Source organism: Bacillus cereus (genome assembly GCF_025917685.1).
Taxonomy (GTDB): domain Bacteria; phylum Bacillota; class Bacilli; order Bacillales; family Bacillaceae_G; genus Bacillus_A; species Bacillus_A cereus_AT.
In genome coordinates, this window is the sequence record NZ_CP089518.1 from 2,936,076 (window position 1) to 2,955,928 (window position 19,853).

Sequence of the window (19,853 nt, forward strand, 5' to 3'; positions counted from 1 at the left end):
CATTGTTTTTATCTGACCAATGGGGTGAAAAAATGGGTAAATATGTTCCGTTAAAATTTTTATTCAACAAAGAATTAGCAGAAAAAATGGTTGATTCTATTTCTAAACATGCTCCTAATTTCTCTAAGAAAAACTTTGTAGATTCTGTAACGAGTAAAGTTGAAAATTTAGAGTTGAAACAACGTATAGAAGTAATAGCAGATGAATTACACTATGCATTACAAAAAGATTTTAATGAAGCAATACATATATTACTGAAAACATTGGGGCCAGAAAACACAACAGAAGTAGGCACATTTACAAATGGTTATATGTACATGCCTATTACAAAATACGTTGAAAAATATGGGCTTAACGATTTTGAATCCTCTTTCAACGCAATGTATGAAATAACAAAAAGGAATACTGCTGAATATGCCATTCGGCCTTTTCTTGAAAAATATCATGAAGACACACTAGACATATTACAACAGTGGATTCATGACGAAAACAGCCACATTAGGAGATTAGTTTCCGAAGGTACAAGACCGAGGCTTCCTTGGGCTAAAAAAATTGGAGCTCTGAAAGGTGACTTTAGAAATAATTTAAAGCTTCTTGAGCTATTAATGAATGACACTTCTAAATATGTCCAAAAATCAGTAGCCAATCATATTAACGATATTACAAAAGAAGATAAAGAACTCGTTTTTCAATGGTTACAACAATTACGCGATAACAAACTTCCTGTTAACCCTTGGATTATAAAACATGGGTTAAGAACGGTGATAAAAAATGGTACTTTACCAAATGATTTTTCTTTTTAAGTATTTTAAACAAAAACACTTATGCTTCAAAAATGAAGTATAAGTGTTTTTTCTCTTTAAAACATTATCCCTGCCTTAAAATATTTTGAAACATTTCCGGCTTACTTTGTTCAAAGCTCTCTATTAATTCTTTTCCAAATATCGTTATACTCTTCTCCCAAGGATGACCTAAATACCCCCACTTAAAGTCCTTCTGAATAAAGAAGTAGTAATCTCCATTTGGAAAAATCGGGATTGTCCACTCATCAAATTCATTTCTATCGAACTTTAAATGTGGATTTACCCAGTAACACTCATGTTGCCAATCAAGTGCCATTATATATTCATTCGATACTGTATTCTCTTTTAAAACTAGTAATGCTTTTTCTTCCAGATCGTCATATACATTTAAATCTATCGATTCTCCAAAGTAATGAGAAATATCATATGTTATAAAAGGACTTGGCACCTTAAATGATGGGAATATAGAAACACTTGGTAAAAACTCAAGCTCACTATATATCCTATCCCATATTTGGTCATACTCTCCGTCTGTAAATTCCATCCAATTTTTCATTAAACAACTGCCTTCCCTTATAATTTCAAAGGATTTCCTCTTGGTTATCTCGAATATATAAATAACTATTCTCGCAAGGAGCGAATTTGTATGAATCTATTTGAACACGAAACGTAAAACCGCTTCATTTTAATAAGAGGTCCTCCCTTTCTCTTTTCTTACTATATCATTCATTAACGAAATAGGAGGACATAATATGAAACGTGATTCATTATTTTCGACATTATTAGAAAGTGCAAAGACAAACTTTAGTGGCTGGGATTTTTCTTTCATTTCAGAAACTGGCCGTATGAATAGCGAGCCTTTATCATGGTCGTACGGTAGCACAGCCTTCCAGCTTATGCAACGTGCAAAATCAATGCTAGATATGGGAACTGGCGGCGGAGAGTTTTTATCTATGTTACAACCGTTCCCGTCAACTATTTATGCGACTGAAGGCTACGCACCAAATGTACCAATTGCTCGAAAGAAATTAGAACCTTTAGGAGTTACAATCGTAGAAGTTACTGATGATACTGCTTTACCATTTCAAGATAGTCAGTTTGATTTAATTGTCAATCAACATGAATCCTATTCTGCTTCTGAGGTGAAAAGAATTCTTTCTACAAATGGGATATTCCTTACTCAACAAGTCGGTGGTCTTGATTGTGCGGAACTTAATGAGCAGTTTGGCACACCACTGAATAGCGAATTTTCAAGTTGGTCACTCAAAATGGCATGTAATGAACTAAGGGAGAATGGATTTACTATTTTAGATGCGAAGGAAGAGTTCCCTCTTCAGCGTTTTTATGATGTCGGTGCTGTTGTTTATTACTTAAAAGCAATTCCGTGGCAAATTCCTGATTTTATAGTAGATAGCTATACCGAGGAATTGTATCGCATACATGAAATTATCTTACAAAAGGGATATTTCGATGTGAAGCAACACCGCTTTATTATTAAAGCAAATTATGAAGAGTGAAATTGGAATTAGCATTCCTTGTAAAAAGCCAAATTCCCATAAAGAATTTGGCTTTCTCTTCGTATTTTAACGTTTCTTCTCTTATTGAGAAACGAGATATTTTTCATTTCGTTTTTTCGTATCATCTTCTGTCAAAAGTGTAGTTGTGTAATCAATAATATTCCGATTATCATATGTGAATGTATGCTCTAAATTGTTTTCTTCTTTTAATACTCTTGGTAAATATCTTTGCAAATTGCTAACTACACCTCTATTATCACCATCTAATATCCAATCAATTGACTTCCATTCTAATATACCTTCATCCGTACTTAATGGTGTATCCATATGCTCTCCACCTGGCAAATCAGCAAGGAATACATACATGCCCTCACTACCACGAGGCTCATCCTTTTCTTTAAAAATGACATTCCCCTTATACGTTACACTTTGCAGCTCTATACCCGTTTCCTCAAACGTTTCTCTAATTACACCTTCATATGGTGTTTCATTATCCTCTATTTTTCCTCCGACACCATTCCACATTCCCATTGTCGGCTTTTTGTTTCTATTTAATAGAAGTATGTTATCCCCTTTTCTAATGAAACATATTGTGTATTTATACATACCATCATTTCCTTTCTGTTTCCCAACTTTTTTAAATCTAAATTGTATTTTTCACGCATGTAAGCACCTCACATAATATACAGTACAACTTTCATACGTAAAAACTTTACGTCAAACGAAAGAATCCTTTTGAGAAAGGAGAATTCAACATCGATAACATAGGAAATGAATTTTTAAAACGCTTTTATGATAGCAATGTATGGCCAAACGGTACAAACTGGATCGGTGTTCCCATTTGCAAACTTCCCTCTGACCTTTTCTTATATCAAGAAATTATTTACGACTTACAACCGGATTTAATTATTGAATGTGGGACTTTCCACGGTGGTAGCGCACTTTATTTAGCTTCTATTCTAGATTTAATAGGAAAAGGTCACGTTCTTACTATTGATATAATGCCGCAACCAAATCGCCCATCACATAATCGGATTACGTATTTAACAGCTTCTTCTGTTTCTGTAAGTGCTGTCCAAACTATTTTAAGTATGCGAAAACCTGACGATGTTACTTTAGTTATTTTAGATTCCGATCATAGTAAAGAACATGTATTAAAAGAATTGCAATTATATAAATCAATTGTAACTACTGGTAGCTACATGATCGTCGAGGATACATGTATTAACGGAAATCCTATTCTTCCTGATTGGGGCCCTGGTCCGATGGAAGCTGTGGAAGAATTTTTAACAAAAAATAATAATTTCATAATAGATGAGACAAAGCATAAATTTTTCATATCATTTAATCCGAATGGTTTTTTGAAGAAAATAAAATAACTAGACTAAACTAGTCTAGTATTTTCATTTTCGAAAAAGGATAGTACACAAATTCCACTTTTCCTATTATATTATCTTCTTCAATATAACCTAAACCATTTCGACTATCCTTACTTTGTTCACGATTGTCTCCCATTACAAATAACTTATTTGGCGGAATCTTTGTCTTTTGAAAATTGTAAAACACTTGTGTATTGTTATATAAATCTTTATTTATATAAGGTTCATCTTGCTTTTTGTCATTTACGTATACAGTTCCATTCGTTATGTTAATTATGTCACCAGGAAGTCCTATTACGCGTTTCACATAATATTTCGACTCATCCTCTTCCTTAATAATGACAATTTCTCCGTGCTGTAAGCTAGAAAAATGTACAGCAGCTTTATTTACAAATACGTAGTCTTCTTCATGTAAAGTCGGCTGCATCGATTTTCCTTCCACCTTACATAAAGTAAAAGACTGGTACGTTACTACCATAACAAATATAAATAGTATGTATTTTCCCCAACCTCTCTTAATCTCCTCTTTCATATCTATTCCCACCTTATCAAAACACTTTTCAATTCAAAAATATATCACTGCACCTGTTCATTTGCGCAGTGATATACTACAATTTGAATTTCATTTTACTGTGCCGTACTCGGCTGTTGTGCTACTGGGACTAGACTTACACCCGATCGCTGCGCTTTTAAATCAAAATACGCATCCAAAATCTCTTTACCAATTGCAGAATTAATACCTGATTTATCATTATTCACCCATGGCACAACAACAGAAAAAGCGACTTCCGGATCAGCGTCATATGGTGCATACCCGGCGAGAGTTAAATTATAACATTTTTTTCGATAGTTGTTTTCATCTCTTCCAATATCACTCTCTCCACCGTACACTGTCTCTGCTGTTCCTGTTTTTCCAGCCGGTTTATAAGGTAATCCTTTAAAAGTTCCAGTACCGGTCCCATCTAACTCTTGGAACACCCTTCTAAATCCTTCTTTCACATGATTTATATATGAAAGATCCATATCCACTCGATTTAACACGACTGGTTCCATCGATTGCATAACTTTTCCGGCTTCCTCTGGTCTATTTGGTTGCTCTCTAATTTCTTGTACAATTTGTGGTTTCATTCGGTAACCACCATTTGCAATCGTTGAGATATATTGAGCAAGCTGCAACGGTGTATATGTATCATATTGTCCAATCGCATAATCAAGTAAAAAACCAGGTATATTATCAGTTCTACCCATTTGACCAATCGATTCATTTGGCAAGTCAATACCAGTTGGCACACCTAAACCAAATTGTCTAAAGTAATAGCGCATTTTATTGAATGTTTCTTGTTTAACATCTAACGGGTTGTTTGGTACATAATCAATACCTGCCATTTTTAAAGCTGTATTAAACATATATACGTTCGATGAAACTTGCAAAGCTCTTAAATCATCAATATCTCCAAAGTCTTTCCAAGATTTCTTCGGCTTCGAACTTCCTTTAAAGTACATTGGCGCATCAAAGAAATGCGTATATGGCTTAATCGCGCCTGCTTGATATCCAGCTAATAACGTAGCTCCTTTCACCGTCGACCCTAACTCATAAGAGCTTATCATCGTTCCTAAAGCGTAGTCTTCTATTTGCATACCGCCATCTTTATTTACAATTTTCTTGCCTGCTAATGATAGAATTTGACCATTTTTCGGATTCATCATAACGACGAATGCACGATCCATCATAGGTTCAGAAGAATGGAATGCCCTTAAATTCCTTTCAAGACTTTCCTCCACCTTTTTCTGTAAATCCATATCAACTGTTAACATTAAATTATTTCCACTTTTTCCTTGTGTCACTTTTTCAGTCCGAATAATATTTCCAGCTCTATCAGTAATATTTTTAGACTGTTCTTTCGTTCCATGCAACACATCTTCGTATTGTTTTTCGATGTAACTCTTACCAATACGATCATTTCGGTTATAATCTCGTACTAAATAGTAGTCTAATTGTTCCCTTGGTAATCCTTCATTCTCACTCGAAACACTACCAAGTACAGAACGTAGTATTTTGTCATTTGGGTATTCGCGCTCCCAATCCACAGTCGTATCTACGCCTGGCAAAATCGATAGTCTTTCACTCACTACTGCATATTCATTTTGACTTACATCTTTTTTGACGATTTGTGGCGTCATTTTATATCCCGCATTCATTTTGCTTTTAATTGCTAGTACTTCTATATCCTCTTTCGAAAGCTCGTTTAGTTCTTCTTGTGTAATTCTTTCTCGTCTCAACTCTTCTACTTTTTTATCTAATTCTTTTCCTTCAATCTCCTGTTTCCTAAATTTACTCTCATCTTCTTTCGTTACTTTTGTTGCTGCACGCTTTTCGTTTAACTGCATCCAAAAATCTTTTTTATCTGTCTCTGTTAACTTGTCCATATCTTCTTGTGGCATTTCAATTAGCTTTGCTAAATTTCTTGCCACTATTAAAACCTCTTTTGAGTCCACTCCTTTCATTTTCGTATATGTAACTGTTCGTAACGGTTTATTATTTACAATAACTTTCCCTTCCCGATCAAACATCTTCCCTCTCGGAACTGGAGTACTCACTGTTACATCTTCCTTTTTATTCACTTCATTTCGATACGTTTCTCCGTCAATAATTTGTACTTTACCTAATTGAATAATAATAGCTGAAAATAAAAGAAAAACGATAAAAAATAGTACATTTAACCGAAACGGAATATGAGTCTTTTTCTTTTTCGACTGTTTCTGCTTCTCCTTTTTCTGTCTCATTTTGCTCCCTCGCTTCATTCTATTAACATTTCTGCGCAAAATCATTATGTATCAAATTTATTTATATGATATATATAGAATTTTATATTAGTTACAAAGGAAAGAAAAGATTTAATTTTCAGTTTTTGTATTTTGCACCCTATTTATTACCATTCCCTTAATACGTAATTACATGAATATAATGGATACAAAAAACTGAGGTGGACATCATTCACCTCAGTTTCTTTACGAAAACAAAAACTTATTTAATCGAAGATAGCCCTTGGGCAAATTCACCAATCTTTTGTTGAAAAACATAATTAAAGTTATATTCTTGTCCTGTTCGTTCTTCATTTACTAAAATGGTTGTTGCCCCTATTTCTCTTTTGGCGATTTCTGGGAACGAAGCGACAGGTTGCACTTTTAATGACGTTCCCATAACGATAAGTACATCTGTTTCATATAAACGTTTAATCGCATTTTGATATTGCGGCAATGTATCTCCGTATAAAACAACGTCTGGATTTAAAATGAAATTACACTTCCCGCAGCGCGGTACTTCATGATCAATCATATATTGTAAATCATATCCCGCTTTACACTTCGGACAATGTGCTGTTTGAAGTGTTCCATGTAAATCAATGACATGTTTACTACCACTTAATTGATGTAAACCGTCAATATTTTGCGTTAAAATCGTAATATCTTTCCCTTGTTCTTCTAATTCAGCTAAAAAGCGATGTCCACGATTTGGTTTATATTGATGAAACGTATTAATTTGAAATATTTCTTTATAATGCTTCCAAAACTCTTTCGGACTTCTGTTATAGTATCCCCTTGATAAATACATCTCCACATTCGCATCAGCATACAATCCATTTGCTGAACGAAAATCTGGGATACCACTTTCCGTACTTGCACCAGCACCTGTTAACACTGTAATTTTCTTCGCTTGTTCTAAAATTGAACGTACTTCTTCAAATTGTTGCACAAAAATCACCTCTATGTATATTGCTATACTTATTATATCAGTTGTTTACAGGAGGTGTTATCCGATTCGTTTTATTTAATGCGTTGTACCCCCAATTTCCACGATATCCACCTCAACCGTCGTCGTTACCTCAACTGCCAATTCTATCCCTTTACTAATAGTAGAAAGTGACATACTCGGTTGCCCTGGATAATTGCTCGCTTGTTCTGGTAAAAATGGAATATGAACAAACCCGCCTTTTATTTTCTGATCATGTTTCTCCAGTTCATGCATAAGGCCATAAAAGATATGATTACAAACGAATGTACCTGCCGTTTGTGAAACGGAAGCTGGTATGCCTTCTTCTTGAAGTCTTTTTACGATTGCTTTCATCGGAAGCGTAGACCAATAGGCAGCCGGTCCTTCTTCTACAACTGGTACATCTACCGGCTGATTCCCTTCATTGTCAGCAATTCTTGCATCATCAATATTAATTGCGACACGCTCTATCGTAATATCTGGTCTGCCCCCAGCTTGTCCGATACATATAATCATTTCAGGATTTAGTTCTTCTATATATTCTTTTAAAACTTTTATTGATTTATGAAATACAGTTGGTACTTGTTTACTAATAATCTTGTACTCTCCAATTGTTTTTTCATGCAAACTTTTTGCTACTTCCCAAGCTGGGTTGATGCTTTCTCCGCCGAACGGATCAAATCCTGTTAATAATACTGTTTTCATATTTTCCCCTCCTAATTAGAAACGATATACAAGGCCGTACATAATAAACATATTGATAATAAAAATTGATAGAGCGATTGGTACTTGTGCTTTAATAACTGCATTTTTATCTTTCAATTCTAAAAGCATTGCCGGTACGATATTAAAGTTTGCTGCCATTGGAGTAAGCAGCGTTCCGCAATATCCAGCAAACATACCTAGTGCTGCCATAATTGCTGGGTTTCCTCCGTGCATTTGCACAATTAAAGGTAAGCCAATTCCTCCAGTAATAACGGCAAATGCTGCAAATGCATTCCCCATTACGACTGTAAATAGCATCATTCCTAAACAATACGCCATAACAGCAACGAACGGGTACTCTGTCGGTAACACTTGTCCGACTAAATCAGAAACGACTTGCCCAACGCCAGACTTCGCGAAAATACCGCCAAGTGCTGCTAACATTTGTGGTAAAATTACAGCCCAACCGACAGCTTGTAATAGTCTGCTTCCTTCTTGAACAGGCGTTGTTATTTTCGATTTTGTAATACGCATCGCCGCAACGAATGCAAGTAATGCTCCTAGCGCTAATGCTACTAACGTTACTTTATCCGGATCAACAAGTGAGACATTTCCCCATTTGATTTTCCCTAACGTTAATGTACCGATAATTGTAAAAATAGGAATTAATAGTGCAGGCATAAAAATTTTATTTTTCAATTTCTCAGCATGTTTCACACGTTCTTGTACTGGAATTTCTTTCTCCTCTGATTTTGTTACTTTGTTTAGTGAAGCTAACACGACCATAGCGAGTACAATACAGCCAACGTAAAACGAAGGGATTACATTTCCGAATAAAAATGTAACTGCAAATAACGCCCAAAATAAGCTAGAACCAAATCGATTTGGATGTTCACGATCAAATGCAATACGAACAGCGATAAAGGCAACGATTATACCTAATACGTAATAGATTGTATCCATTGTGATGATGTTCATTTTATATTGCCTCCTTCTCTTCTTTTTCTTTTGATTCCATCGTTTTCGCTATATACTTATCAAACCTTCTAAATCTAATCCAGCTTACAATAAGGGCAGATATCGCAGTTGGAATACCCCAAAGTGCCATATCCCATACACCAACATGCATTCCTACTGAATCGAAGAACCCTTTCATTAGTAAAATGGCACCAGTTGCGATGAAAATATCTTCTCCGAAAAACCAAGCTGTGTTTTCCGCGGCTGCTGCGTTTGCTTTAATCTTTTCTCTTAATTTTTCAGGGAGTTTACCGTATTTACCCTGCGCAGCTCCTTCTGCCATTGGTGCAACAAGCGGTCTTACTGTTTGCGCATGACCACCAATATTTAGTCCAAGTGCTGCTGATGATTCTCTTATCGTAAAATATGACATTAATACTTTTCCAGTTGTAGCGCCTTTTGATTTCGTTATAAGTGCTTCTGCTCTTTCTTTTAAACCGTAACGCTCTAAAATTCCGATTACCGGTAAAGTTAGTATAATAGGCATAGACATATATCTATTTTCTATGAAAAATTTACCGAACATGCTGATGACATCATAAAAGCTTAATCCTGAAACCATACCAGTAACAATACCTGCAACCATAACTACTAAAAGTGTATTTAATCTAAATAAAAAACCAACTGCAACAAGTAGTATCCCGATTAATTTAATCATTCTATCACTTCCCCCATTTTTTATTTCGGTGCACAAATAGAAACACCATTAAGTTCGAATGTTCTGTATATTTTTTTCGCAAATTGGACTGCTTTCTCCCCATCACCGTGTAAACAGATCGTTTTCGCCTGAACTGTTACTTTCTCTCCGCTCACCGCGTTTACATAGCCTTCTTTCACCATTTGAAGCACTTGCTTTATCGCTTCGTCTTCATTTTTTATAAGTGCATTTTCTTCTGTCCGGCTTGTTAACGTTCCATCTTGCTTATACGTACGATCTGCAAAAGCCTCTTGTACGAGCGTTATATTATATTTTTCTGTTGCCCTTATAAAAGCCTCACTATTTGCTAATCCGTAAAGTAATAGATTTGGATTGATATGATAAATTGCCTTTGCGATTGCATCTGCAATTTCTGAATCAATTGCCGCCATATTATATAAGGAACCGTGCGGTTTTACATGTTGCATTTTCCCGCCTGCCGCTTTAACAAATCCGTCTAATGCGCCAATTTGATATAAAACATAATCGTATACTTCACTTGCTGAAACATGCATGTTCCTTCTTCCAAATCCAATTAAATCAGGAAATCCAGGGTGTGCCCCTATTGCTACGTTTTGCTGCAGAGCTTTTTCAACCGTTTGCCGCATAACAGACGGATCACCAGCATGAAAACCACAAGCAACGTTTATAGAGGAAACGAACGGAAGAATTTCATCATCATTTCCCATTTTATAAGCTCCAAAACTTTCTCCTAAATCACAGTTTAAATCGATTGTATTCACGATGTTTTCCTCCTAATGTCAGCTTCGTAAAGCGATGAATTTCTTTAATAGACTCATACTTGTTTCCTGCTTTATATATAATTGCGCAGCTTTTTCCATAGTTATTTTTTCAAAAGTTACATAGTCTCCTGGTTTCAGCTGCGCTAGAAGAGGTAAATCCACTGAAACTACATTTCCAATTCTCGGATAACCACCTGTCGTTTGTCTATCCGCCATTAATATAATAGGCTGTCCACCATTCGGTACTTGAATTGTTCCGAATGTAACGGGACTCGATAAAATTTCTACCTCTTCCACTCTATTTAAAACATCTCCGTCAAGCCTATATCCCATGCGATCAGCATAATTGGATACTTTATACTCTTTCGAAAAAAACGACTTTATACTTTCTTCTGTAAATTGATCATATTCAAAGTCTGTTATGACGCGAAGAATAGGATGCTTCTTATATTTTGGTAAAGCATCGCTGCAAATTGCCCACTTCGTTTTTATACGCTCTTCTTCTTGTAAGTTTTGAATGAAACGATTCGCAACTTCTGCCCCTGTACCAATTTGAAAATAATCTCCTTTTTTCAGCATTCTCCCTTCAATACCACCAAGAGCAGCACGTATGTAAGTACTTTTACTTCCCATCGTACGATCAATATTTATACCGCCCGCAAAAGTCACATATGCTCTGCAACCGCTTTTCGCTTTTCCGAGGCAAAGCATGCTTCCTTCTTCAGCTAATATAGGGCGCCATAATGGAATGCGCTCTCCATTTAATAACGGTTCCATATCTGCTCCGCCAATCGCAAGCAATGTCGTTTTCTTTATTAACAATTTAGGTCCCATTATTGTAATTTCGATTCCCGCCTCATTCTCCTCATTACCTACTAACATATTAATCATCCTGAGCGCACTTTTATCCATAGCACCGCCAACAGGCACACCGTATTGCTGATAATGAAATCTCCCTAAATCTTGGACTGTTGTAAACATTCCAGCATGCAAAACCTCTACATCCATTCTTTAGCCCCCTCAAGCGATACGTACTCTTCCTTTGTTATTGGTTTAAATCGCAAATACATACCACTTTGAATATATGTTGGTGTTTCTTCTTTTGGATTAAATAGAGAAATAGGTGTTCGGCCGATAATATTCCAGCCTCCTGGTGTTTCAAGCGGATAAATACCCGTTTGATTTCCGCCAATCCCTACTGAGCCAGGAGCGATTTGTAACCGTGGTGTTTCTTTTCTAGGTGTTTCTAGTTCTTTTGATAATCCCCCTAAATAAGGGAATCCAGGCGTAAAGCCTAACATATAAACGAAATATGTTGTTTCACTATGTATTCGAATAACATCCTCTACTTGTAATCCTTGATAATGTGCAACCTCTTCTAAATCAGGTCCATATTCTCCCCCGTAACACACTGGTATAGAAATATGTTTCACATCTCGGTTCACTTCTTCTTTATAAGAATCAGACAGCTCCCGTATATACTGGCAAACATAATCATATGGTCTTATATTTCTATCATTTTCCTTCCATACTTCGTACAAATTGTAATAAACCGCTAATGAAGTAAACGACGGAACGCATTCAACTATTCCTGCAAACGGATGTTGCTGCAGTGCTTGAAATAATCGTTGTACTTTTTCGTATATATCCATCCCAATTTCTTCACCAAATGTAACAATAATTGCTTGATCCCCTAACGCAGAAAATTTCATCCCACTCCCTCTTTCTATGCCAAAAAGCCGAGTTCTTTCGAAATGCGGTTCGCTGTTTCTTTCACTTTCGCAGTAAAATACGCAATGTTACTTTCGCTATACTCAATTGCCAATCCCGAAATACTAATGCCTGCTACAACCGTTCCATCACTTGCAAAAATTGGAGCTGCTATAGCCGCTGTATGATTTTCTAATTCAGAATAACTAATTGTATATCCAGCTTGTTTTGCCATATGTAACACTTCTAGTAAATGTTCCTTATTCACAATCGTTCCATCTGCAAACTGCTTTAAATCCGTTTCCTCTACGTACTTTCTTTTCTCTTCCTCAGAAAAATACGATAGTAAAATTCTTGGACATGCACCCGCATAAAGCGGCGCTCTTCTTCCAACCGCCGTATAAACACGTACCGGCTGAACTCCTTCCATCTTCTCAACGTAAATTGCATCATTACCATCTTGAATAATTAAATTTACTGCCTGCCCTAAACTATCTCTAAGCTCTTTCATATAAGGAATCGCAATATTTCTTACGGATAACCTTTGTGAAACAAGTTGACCAAATCGTAAAAAAACGACTCCGAGACGATACTTTCCCTTTTCTGTTTTTTGTAAAAAGTCCATTTCTTCTAACGAGCCAATTAAACGATAAACAGATGTTTTCGGCATATTCGTATGCTGAACCATCTCTGTTAAACTTAGCTCTTCATGTTCATAAAACAACTCCAAAATATCCATTGTCTTAACTGCCGTTTTATTTATACTCATCCTATCTCCTTTTAGTTCCGAATTTCGGAACTTCAATTCCGTTTTTCGAAACAAATATATAATTTAAAATTATAAAATATTCTTTCAATTCTATCAATATATTTTTCACAAACAAAAAAAGTATGGAAGAATATTTCTCCCATACTTTTTCTTTATTTTATAACGCTCTAACTTGTTTCAACGGCCAGAAAACAGCTTGTCCTTTTCCGACAATTTCATCTTCTGAAATAAATCCAAACATACGACCGTCTTTAGACACTTCACGATTATCTCCTAAAACAAATACTTGGCCTTCTGGTACTTTTGTTTTCCCTGTGATTTGTTCTAACGTAAAGTCTGGAGTTAATACACGGCCTGCTGCTTTTTCTTTAAACTCTTTTAAATATGGTTCTTCCATCGCTTTTCCGTTTACATATAACACATCGTTTTTATACTCAACTGTATCGCCTGGTAAACCAATTACTCGTTTTACTAAATCGTATCCTTCTTTTCCGTGGAAGACGATAATATCAAAGCGTTCTAATCCACTTATACTATAACCAATCTTATTCACAAGAACTCGTTCGTTATTTTCTAAAGTGGGCATCATCGATTCACCTTGTACTAATGACGGTGTAAATAAAACACCGCGAATAATAGCGATTAATACAAGGGTAAATCCTATCGTTTTAGCCCATGAGAATAATTCTTTCTTCGTATTTTCCTTCATCGTTTCTCCTCTTTCTTACGTGTTTATTGTATTATTTGAACTAATTCCTGTACTAAATTAGGATCAATTTCAGCAAAACATGATTTCCCTTCTCTTACCGCTGTGCCGACATGAGCTTGCGAAATTCCAGTTTCATCTAGCAATCGCTTTATATTTTCTTTCGTCACGCCAGCTCCAGCTACAAGCTGAATTTGACCATCGCTTACCTTTTGCATTTCTGTAAGCACCGGAATATTATCAACTATATTTCCTTGCCCACCTGAAGTTAAGACGTGAGTCACTTTATGAAACTTCTTTAAAGTTCTCATCGCTTCTACTGGATTTTCTGTGTCGTCTATTGCTCGGTGATATGTGACATTTATCCCGTCTACCACAGATAGTAAATCCGCTAATTTTTCTTCATCCACTTCATTTTGTTCGTTTAATACGCCTAATACAACACCATTTGCACCTAACTTCTGTGCGATGATAATATCTTCCTTCATCATTTCAATTTCTTCTTCCGTATATGTAAAAGACTTTGCATGCGGACGAATCATAACATGAATCGGTATATGTACTGCTTCTACCGCTTTTTTAATAAATGCATAACTCGGCGTTAAACCGCCTTCTGTATAAGATGAAATTAATTCAATTCGCTTCCCGCCAGCTCGTTCAATTCGTTTCACATCTTCTAAACATGTTGCAATAACCTCTAGCATGAGATGACCTCTTTTCGTGCTTTTTTCTTATTATACAGTAGGTGAAATAAGAAACATAGCATTCCACTATAAAACTACAAAAAGAAGAATGAAAAGAAAGATTTTTTAAATTGATAATAATTTTCATATATGTTATGTTTTTCCTCGTAACTATACATTCTTACACCCTTATAAAAGGAGGTAAATATATACTTCTTACAAAAAAACGGTTCGTTATCTCTAGTTCATTTATTGTAATTGCATTACTGTGCGCGATTACTTTTTTAACAAAACCAAATACAAAACTAGATTCCTCGACTTCAAGTATAGAAACAGAAACTATTACCCTTTCTTCAAGCAATAAAGAAGAAATCCGAACATTTCATTCATCTTCATTTAATAATTCACATATATTCAAAGGTGACACAGGCACAGGATTTGAATTTAGCGGCCTAGGTGACTTAAATATTACGATTAAAAACACTGGTACAAACAGTTTTACTTATTCAATTAAATTCAAAGAAGATCGTTTAGTCAAACACACGTTACAGCCAAGTGAAAGTAAATCCTTCACTTTACGTTCACTCATCGCCAACCCTTTACCAGGGGATTATTCATTATTTGTACATAATCAGGACGGTTCTGAAAGTAGTATGAGTCTTGAAGTACAGCCACAATAGAACAAATTAAAAAGGCTATCCTCTCATCAAAAGGATGGCCTTTTTAATTTGTAAAACGAGAACTTCCTCTCCTTTGAACAATGACATAATACACGGAATTATATCAACGATTCAACATAGCATACCAATTCACCGACAACAAAAAGTCTGCTCCAGAATGGAACAGACTTTTTATTTCTTCATTACGACCGAAACGCCGCATCCGCCAGCATAGATAGTGTTGCATCATCCATCGGCGGATTGTGTAATCCTGCTCTGACGTTTAAATAGTAACGATGAAGCGGATTTTTTTCCGATAAACTTTTTGCCCCTACGATACGCATTGCTTTATCTACAATGGCTATCGCCGCATTTGTTACGGCGTATTTCACTGCTGCTAGCTCTGCTTGTAGTGAAAGCTTATCTTCTGCTTCATCGTACTTTTTCGCAATTTGATATAAAAAGACGCGAGCTTGCATAAGCTCAAGTTCTAATTCTCCGACTAACCTTCTAACATTCGGTAATAAACTAATTGAATGATTTAAACTATTTGGCTTGTATGATTCCGCAAACTGAACTGCATAATTTCTTGCCGATTGTGCAATCCCTAAATAACACGCTGGTATATGCAATAACCAGCCAATCCCCTTTTGTTTCACTTTCGAACCTTTTACATCAGTAAAAAGGCGATTCTCTATCTCTACATTTTGTAAAATAAGATCGTGGCTAGCAGTTCCTCGCATTGAAACGCTATCCCAAGTTTCTTCAATTGATACACCTAGCGTATTCTTTGGAATGACAAACTCCCCGATTTCTTCCCGGCCCTCAATACTTGCTGAAATGATAAAATAATCAAGTACTGGTGCCATCGTCGTAAAAGTTTTCCTTCCATTTATAATCCATTTATCACCTTTTTGAACTGCTAATGTCTCTGGTTTTCCGCCTCGCGTCGGACTTCCTGTTCTCGGTTCTGTCGCTGCCCTATTAAAGAGCGCACCATTACGTACTTCCTCACAAAACCATTGGAACATCTCTGCATTCCAAGAACGATTTTCCGCTAGCTCTTTCACAATACCAATATGCCATCCAATGGATAACGCAGTAGCTCCACAGCCTTCTGCTATTTTCTCTTGAAATAAAACAAAATCATATAAAGAAATCGCATTGCCTCCTAATTCTTTTGGCAACGTTAATTTCGTATATCCGATATCTTTCAAATCATTAATATTTTCATATGGAAAAGAACCTAATTCACTTAGTTGATGCTCCCTTTCCATGAACTTCGGAATCAACTTATTTATTTGCTCAATAACTAAAGTTTGTTCTTCTGTTTCAACAAATGAGAGTGCCATACTATAATCCCCTTTATGTTCGATTCATAAACCGTTCATTTTGTCATTATGATTATATGAAGTTACCTCTCTATTGTTTCACTATTCCGATAAAAATACAATGTTTTTGAACAATAAGAAAAGTTCCTATATAAAGATAGGTTCTTTTCTTATATTAATCTCCTTTCAATGCCTTTAACGGCAAGGAAGTTACATATCCGATATACGAGAATAATTCTTTAAAAAAGAATGGGATTTCTGTATCTAATGTTTTATATGCCGACGTTGGAGTTGGTGATGCATATGCTTCAATCTTAATATGTTTTGCTATTCTCATCGCACGTTTCATATGAAGTGGATCACTTACGATTGTATAGGTGCGTATTCCATTCTCTAATCCAACTTGCTTCGCATTCTTTAAATTTTCTTCAGTGAAAAGGGATTTTGTTTCAATTAAAATATCCTCTTCTTTTACACCATGTTTCAGTGCATACACTCTAGCAGTACGTGCTTCTTCAAGCTCTGCCTCAAACTTTGTACCACCTGTGAAAATAATTTTTTTAATATTACCGTTCTTATATAAAGAAATTGCATGATTAATTCTTTCTTTAAATACAGGAGATGGTTTTCCGTTCCATGATGCTGCTCCAAGCACGATACCAGCATCTGTCTTCACTCCATCATCTGTTTTAAAGCGATAACTCCAAATATCGTAAGCTGCATAACTTACATATAAAATAATAGAACAAATCATAAGCAAGAATACTTGCAAGATTCTTCTTTTCTTACTTTTCTTATTTTCTTTCATTTATAACTGCCTCCGTACATCATCCATACTTCTATATAAAAACGTATATATCAAATCATTTTGTTTGAATTTGTTTAAAAGAAGGAATTTTTCTTGTTATATATATGTATTAAAGGGTTTTCATTTAAAATTGAGGATTATCAATTCATTTTTCGTTTGCGGTTTTCATTACGTTTGTGTAATTTATAAGTTTATTACCATACAACTACATTGTAACGAATTTTTTCTCATAATGGAATGATGAAACAAAAGTAAATAAAAGAAGTAACAGTTTTGTAAGAAAAAAGGTATATTTTTCATCTGGACGATCCATACACCTTTTTTAATATGAATTATCGTTTTTCTTTATACGACTCTAATTTTTCTAATAACCGTTCCTTTACAACTGGCCATTCACTTGCAATAACACTGTATACAACTGCATCTCTAACATGTCCGCTCGGTAATTTTCTTTCGTTTCTAAGTACACCTTCTTTTACTGCACCAAGTCTTTCAATTGCTCTTTGTGCTTTTTCATTTCTTACATCAGTCTTAATTTGCACCCTCAGCATATGTAATTTTTCAAAAGCGTACTCAAGTAACATATACTTACACTCTGTATTTATACTTGTACGTTGTACACTCGGGTCATACCACGTTTGTCCTAATTCAACTATCTTATCTTCAACTGAAATATTATATAAGCGTGTACTTCCTGCAATTTCATTTGTTTTTTGATCAACAACTACAAATGGTAAATCCTTACCTGCTCCATAAGCTTTTATCGCCTTTTGAACATATTGCTGCATATCTTGAACAGTATCCATTTTAGAGATTAAATACGCCCAAATATCTCGATTTCCTTCTACGATTGAAAACATTTTTTCGACATCATTGCTATCCATTAACCGTAACTTTGCTCTTTCGTGAATAATTTCCATTTATTACCCCTCCTCTCTTGTAACTATATCATACAAAATAATAACGTATTATTAATATATAATATATTAAACGGAGTAAAAAACTCGCTTTTCTTTAAAGCGAGTTCATTCGTTATAGAAGTATGTATGCAATCGGCGTAATAATAAGCAACGTTAAAATTGTTCTTTGCACATATAAAATAATAAGTTCAGATACTTTTAACGGAATATCTGTTGATAATATACAAGGAATTGAAGCTGAGAAGAACAATATAGATGATACCGAAACAACCGCAATAACAAACTTTGTCAAAAGTGGTGCGCTTACAACTAATAATGATGGTAAAAACATCTCTGCAATACCTACTGATGCTGCTTTAGCAGCTAGTTCTGCTTCTGGAAGTTGTAAAGCCCATGTAAATGGATAGAAAATATAACTAACCCAATCAAATATTGGCGTGAACTTTGCTAAGACGATACCAATTAGCCCTACTGACATAATCGATGGTAAAATTCCCATTGTCATAATAAATCCGTCTTTTAAATTCACTGCGATATTTTTCATAATACTTGGCGCAGATTTCGATACTTCTAATGCATCTTCCCAAGCTCGCTCTAACATTTTCTCTTTATAAACGGGCTCTGGGGACCCTTCTTTCGTAATATATGTATCTGGTTTTCTACTAAGAGGTGGGATTCTTACGGTGATAGCGGTCACGATGAATGTTACAACAAGCGTAGTCCAAAAGTACATATTCCATAAATGCATAATGTCTAATGTTTTTGCGATGATGATCATAAATGTTGCGGATACTGTTGAGAAACCTGTGGCGATGATTGCTGCTTCTTTTGTCGTATACTTTCCTTCTTTATACACCCGGTTAGTAATAAGAAGTGCAAGTGAATAACTTCCAACGAAGGAAGCAACCGCATCGATTGCTGATCGTCCAGGTGTTTTCCATAACGGGCGCATAATCGGACGACAAAACGTGCCGATAAACTCAAGCAATCCGTACCCGACTAATAACGCTAAAAATGCCGAGCCAATTGGGACGAGTAAACTTACTGATATAACTAACTTCTCATACAAAAACGGTCCAACATCTGGCGCAAAGAACCAAGCTGGTCCTACCTTCAAACAATATAATACGCCAAAAACAACACCTACTACTTTTAAAATAGAAAAACAAATATCTACAATAGATGCATTCCATTTTTTCGTATAAAATGGATAAATCGCACCAATTATCATTACAAGTAGTGCGTAATATGGTACTACAGATGGAACTGAAGTCCGAATCCACGATACGATATGATCAATCATAATAGACGAAGCACCGTTTATCGTAACTGGTACGAAAAACATAAACACCCCAACTAGACTAGCGAGTATAAACCGAAGAATAATCCCCTTCTCTCGCCCTGTCTTAATTACATTACTTTTTAATTCAATTTCATTCAAAATTCGACACCTCCTATCATCTAAATATTCTGTATAATTATATTGAATCCCTTCTTTTCCATTGAAAATTAAAAAAGTAATAATCTTACTTTTTTATTGTCAGTCTCCAAAAATTATCATATAATGTTCTTCGTAAATGTTACATATACATACTTAAAACGCATAATTTGTAACCATTTTATTTCCTTTTCTC

22 protein-coding genes are annotated in these 19,853 nt (G+C 35.3%); 4 read left to right on the top strand and 18 right to left on the bottom strand.

Annotated elements, in window-relative coordinates; translation table 11 throughout:
• Window positions 1-32 precede the first annotated feature (32 nt).
• Window positions 33-803: a DNA alkylation repair protein gene (locus tag LUS72_RS15275; protein WP_264446978.1), complete on the top strand. Its 771-nt coding sequence runs from the start codon at window positions 33-35 to the stop codon at window positions 801-803.
• A gap of 64 nt (window positions 804-867) precedes the next feature.
• Here LUS72_RS15275 and LUS72_RS15280 read toward each other — a convergent pair whose 3' ends face one another.
• Window positions 868-1,359 carry a DUF2716 domain-containing protein gene (locus LUS72_RS15280; protein ID WP_097830227.1) on the bottom strand — a complete coding sequence of 164 codons (492 nt, stop codon included), beginning with the start codon at window positions 1,357-1,359 and terminating at the stop codon, window positions 868-870.
• 196 nt (window positions 1,360-1,555) lie between these two features.
• Between LUS72_RS15280 and LUS72_RS15285 the strand changes: the two genes are divergently transcribed.
• Entirely contained in the window at window positions 1,556-2,320 is a 765-nt protein-coding gene (locus LUS72_RS15285) for a class I SAM-dependent methyltransferase (RefSeq protein ID WP_264446981.1), read from the top strand.
• An 81-nt stretch (window positions 2,321-2,401) separates the two neighbouring features.
• Here the strand turns inward: LUS72_RS15285 and LUS72_RS15290 are convergent, their stop codons facing one another.
• A complete protein-coding gene (locus LUS72_RS15290; RefSeq protein ID WP_097830229.1) occupies window positions 2,402-2,926 on the bottom strand; it encodes an NUDIX hydrolase in 525 nt (174 codons plus the stop codon).
• 149 nt (window positions 2,927-3,075) lie between these two features.
• Here LUS72_RS15290 and LUS72_RS15295 point away from each other — a divergent pair, with 149 nt between their 5' ends.
• Window positions 3,076-3,699: a cephalosporin hydroxylase family protein gene (locus LUS72_RS15295; protein WP_097830230.1), complete on the top strand. Its 624-nt coding sequence runs from the start codon at window positions 3,076-3,078 to the stop codon at window positions 3,697-3,699.
• A 10-nt stretch (window positions 3,700-3,709) separates the two neighbouring features.
• Here the strand turns inward: LUS72_RS15295 and lepB (LUS72_RS15300) are convergent, their stop codons facing one another.
• The 12 genes from lepB (LUS72_RS15300) to LUS72_RS15355 all read right to left on the bottom strand — a co-directional run bounded on the left by lepB (LUS72_RS15300) (window position 3,710) and on the right by LUS72_RS15355 (window position 14,522).
• Entirely contained in the window at window positions 3,710-4,231 is a 522-nt protein-coding gene (gene lepB / locus LUS72_RS15300; RefSeq protein WP_097830231.1) for a signal peptidase I, read from the bottom strand.
• Between the two features lie 95 nt (window positions 4,232-4,326).
• Window positions 4,327-6,501 (bottom strand): peptidoglycan D,D-transpeptidase FtsI family protein, encoded by a 2,175-nt coding sequence (locus tag LUS72_RS15305; protein WP_170961031.1) that lies wholly within the window; start codon window positions 6,499-6,501, stop codon window positions 4,327-4,329.
• A gap of 223 nt (window positions 6,502-6,724) precedes the next feature.
• A complete protein-coding gene (locus tag LUS72_RS15310; RefSeq protein ID WP_141533433.1) occupies window positions 6,725-7,453 on the bottom strand; it encodes an NAD-dependent protein deacylase in 729 nt (242 codons plus the stop codon).
• A 75-nt stretch (window positions 7,454-7,528) separates the two neighbouring features.
• Window positions 7,529-8,176 (bottom strand): pyroglutamyl-peptidase I, encoded by a 648-nt coding sequence (gene pcp / locus LUS72_RS15315; protein ID WP_097830234.1) that lies wholly within the window; start codon window positions 8,174-8,176, stop codon window positions 7,529-7,531.
• Window positions 8,177-8,191: 15 nt separating this feature from the next.
• Window positions 8,192-9,154 carry a DUF979 domain-containing protein gene (locus LUS72_RS15320; protein WP_097830235.1) on the bottom strand — a complete coding sequence of 321 codons (963 nt, stop codon included), beginning with the start codon at window positions 9,152-9,154 and terminating at the stop codon, window positions 8,192-8,194.
• 1 nt (window position 9,155) lies between these two features.
• Entirely contained in the window at window positions 9,156-9,851 is a 696-nt protein-coding gene (locus LUS72_RS15325) for a DUF969 domain-containing protein (protein WP_097830236.1), read from the bottom strand.
• Between the two features lie 20 nt (window positions 9,852-9,871).
• Window positions 9,872-10,633 (bottom strand): 5-oxoprolinase subunit PxpA, encoded by a 762-nt coding sequence (gene pxpA, locus LUS72_RS15330; RefSeq protein ID WP_097830237.1) that lies wholly within the window; start codon window positions 10,631-10,633, stop codon window positions 9,872-9,874.
• An 18-nt stretch (window positions 10,634-10,651) separates the two neighbouring features.
• Complete coding sequence (locus tag LUS72_RS15335) at window positions 10,652-11,641, bottom strand: 5-oxoprolinase subunit C family protein (RefSeq protein WP_097830238.1); 990 nt, start codon at window positions 11,639-11,641, stop codon at window positions 10,652-10,654.
• Window positions 11,632-12,345, bottom strand: a complete 714-nt coding sequence (gene pxpB, locus LUS72_RS15340; RefSeq protein ID WP_097830239.1) for a 5-oxoprolinase subunit PxpB — start codon at window positions 12,343-12,345, stop codon at window positions 11,632-11,634. Before pxpB ends, LUS72_RS15335 begins: the two co-directional genes overlap by 10 nt.
• A 14-nt stretch (window positions 12,346-12,359) precedes the next feature.
• Entirely contained in the window at window positions 12,360-13,112 is a 753-nt protein-coding gene (locus tag LUS72_RS15345) for an IclR family transcriptional regulator (RefSeq protein ID WP_097830240.1), read from the bottom strand.
• A 157-nt stretch (window positions 13,113-13,269) separates the two neighbouring features.
• A complete protein-coding gene (gene lepB / locus LUS72_RS15350; RefSeq protein ID WP_000662493.1) occupies window positions 13,270-13,821 on the bottom strand; it encodes a signal peptidase I in 552 nt (183 codons plus the stop codon).
• 23 nt (window positions 13,822-13,844) lie between these two features.
• Complete coding sequence (locus LUS72_RS15355) at window positions 13,845-14,522, bottom strand: copper homeostasis protein CutC (protein WP_264446995.1); 678 nt, start codon at window positions 14,520-14,522, stop codon at window positions 13,845-13,847.
• A 188-nt stretch (window positions 14,523-14,710) separates the two neighbouring features.
• On the opposite strand from LUS72_RS15355, the gene LUS72_RS15360 reads away from it, so the two are divergent.
• Window positions 14,711-15,181, top strand: coding sequence for a hypothetical protein (locus tag LUS72_RS15360; RefSeq protein WP_336297074.1), 471 nt, complete (start codon window positions 14,711-14,713; stop codon window positions 15,179-15,181).
• A 182-nt stretch (window positions 15,182-15,363) separates the two neighbouring features.
• Here LUS72_RS15360 and LUS72_RS15365 read toward each other — a convergent pair whose 3' ends face one another.
• The 4 genes from LUS72_RS15365 to LUS72_RS15380 form a co-directional block, all read right to left on the bottom strand.
• The gene (locus tag LUS72_RS15365) at window positions 15,364-16,512 is read right to left on the bottom strand and encodes an acyl-CoA dehydrogenase family protein (RefSeq protein WP_264447000.1); all 1,149 of its coding nucleotides are present in this window, start codon (window positions 16,510-16,512) and stop codon (window positions 15,364-15,366) included.
• Between the two features lie 154 nt (window positions 16,513-16,666).
• Window positions 16,667-17,299, bottom strand: coding sequence for a YdcF family protein (locus tag LUS72_RS15370; protein ID WP_097830244.1), 633 nt, complete (start codon window positions 17,297-17,299; stop codon window positions 16,667-16,669).
• Between the two features lie 332 nt (window positions 17,300-17,631).
• Window positions 17,632-18,219: a GNAT family N-acetyltransferase gene (locus LUS72_RS15375; protein ID WP_098361772.1), complete on the bottom strand. Its 588-nt coding sequence runs from the start codon at window positions 18,217-18,219 to the stop codon at window positions 17,632-17,634.
• Between the two features lie 112 nt (window positions 18,220-18,331).
• Complete coding sequence (locus LUS72_RS15380) at window positions 18,332-19,660, bottom strand: YjiH family protein (RefSeq protein ID WP_097830246.1); 1,329 nt, start codon at window positions 19,658-19,660, stop codon at window positions 18,332-18,334.
• Window positions 19,661-19,853 lie beyond the last annotated feature (193 nt).

Bases quoted from the DNA above. Each gene is read 5' to 3' on its own strand.
- LUS72_RS15320 (WP_097830235.1), bottom strand. From the start codon at position 9,154: ATGAACATCATCACAATGGATACAATCTATTACGTATTAGGTATAATC.
- LUS72_RS15365 (WP_264447000.1), bottom strand. From the start codon at position 16,512: ATGGCACTCTCATTTGTTGAAACAGAAGAACAAACTTTAGTTATTGAG.
- LUS72_RS15345 (WP_097830240.1), bottom strand. From the start codon at position 13,112: ATGAGTATAAATAAAACGGCAGTTAAGACAATGGATATTTTGGAGTTG.
- LUS72_RS15275 (WP_264446978.1), top strand. From the start codon at position 33: ATGGGTAAATATGTTCCGTTAAAATTTTTATTCAACAAAGAATTAGCA.
- pcp (WP_097830234.1), bottom strand. From the start codon at position 8,176: ATGAAAACAGTATTATTAACAGGATTTGATCCGTTCGGCGGAGAAAGC.
- LUS72_RS15290 (WP_097830229.1), bottom strand. From the start codon at position 2,926: ATGTATAAATACACAATATGTTTCATTAGAAAAGGGGATAACATACTT.
- lepB (WP_097830231.1), bottom strand. From the start codon at position 4,231: ATGAAAGAGGAGATTAAGAGAGGTTGGGGAAAATACATACTATTTATA.
- lepB (WP_000662493.1), bottom strand. From the start codon at position 13,821: ATGAAGGAAAATACGAAGAAAGAATTATTCTCATGGGCTAAAACGATA.
- LUS72_RS15305 (WP_170961031.1), bottom strand. From the start codon at position 6,501: ATGAAGCGAGGGAGCAAAATGAGACAGAAAAAGGAGAAGCAGAAACAG.
- pxpB (WP_097830239.1), bottom strand. From the start codon at position 12,345: ATGAAATTTTCTGCGTTAGGGGATCAAGCAATTATTGTTACATTTGGT.
- LUS72_RS15335 (WP_097830238.1), bottom strand. From the start codon at position 11,641: ATGGATGTAGAGGTTTTGCATGCTGGAATGTTTACAACAGTCCAAGAT.
- LUS72_RS15325 (WP_097830236.1), bottom strand. From the start codon at position 9,851: ATGATTAAATTAATCGGGATACTACTTGTTGCAGTTGGTTTTTTATTT.
- LUS72_RS15375 (WP_098361772.1), bottom strand. From the start codon at position 18,219: ATGGAAATTATTCACGAAAGAGCAAAGTTACGGTTAATGGATAGCAAT.
- LUS72_RS15280 (WP_097830227.1), bottom strand. From the start codon at position 1,359: ATGAAAAATTGGATGGAATTTACAGACGGAGAGTATGACCAAATATGG.
- LUS72_RS15370 (WP_097830244.1), bottom strand. From the start codon at position 17,299: ATGAAAGAAAATAAGAAAAGTAAGAAAAGAAGAATCTTGCAAGTATTC.
- LUS72_RS15355 (WP_264446995.1), bottom strand. From the start codon at position 14,522: ATGCTAGAGGTTATTGCAACATGTTTAGAAGATGTGAAACGAATTGAA.
- LUS72_RS15285 (WP_264446981.1), top strand. From the start codon at position 1,556: ATGAAACGTGATTCATTATTTTCGACATTATTAGAAAGTGCAAAGACA.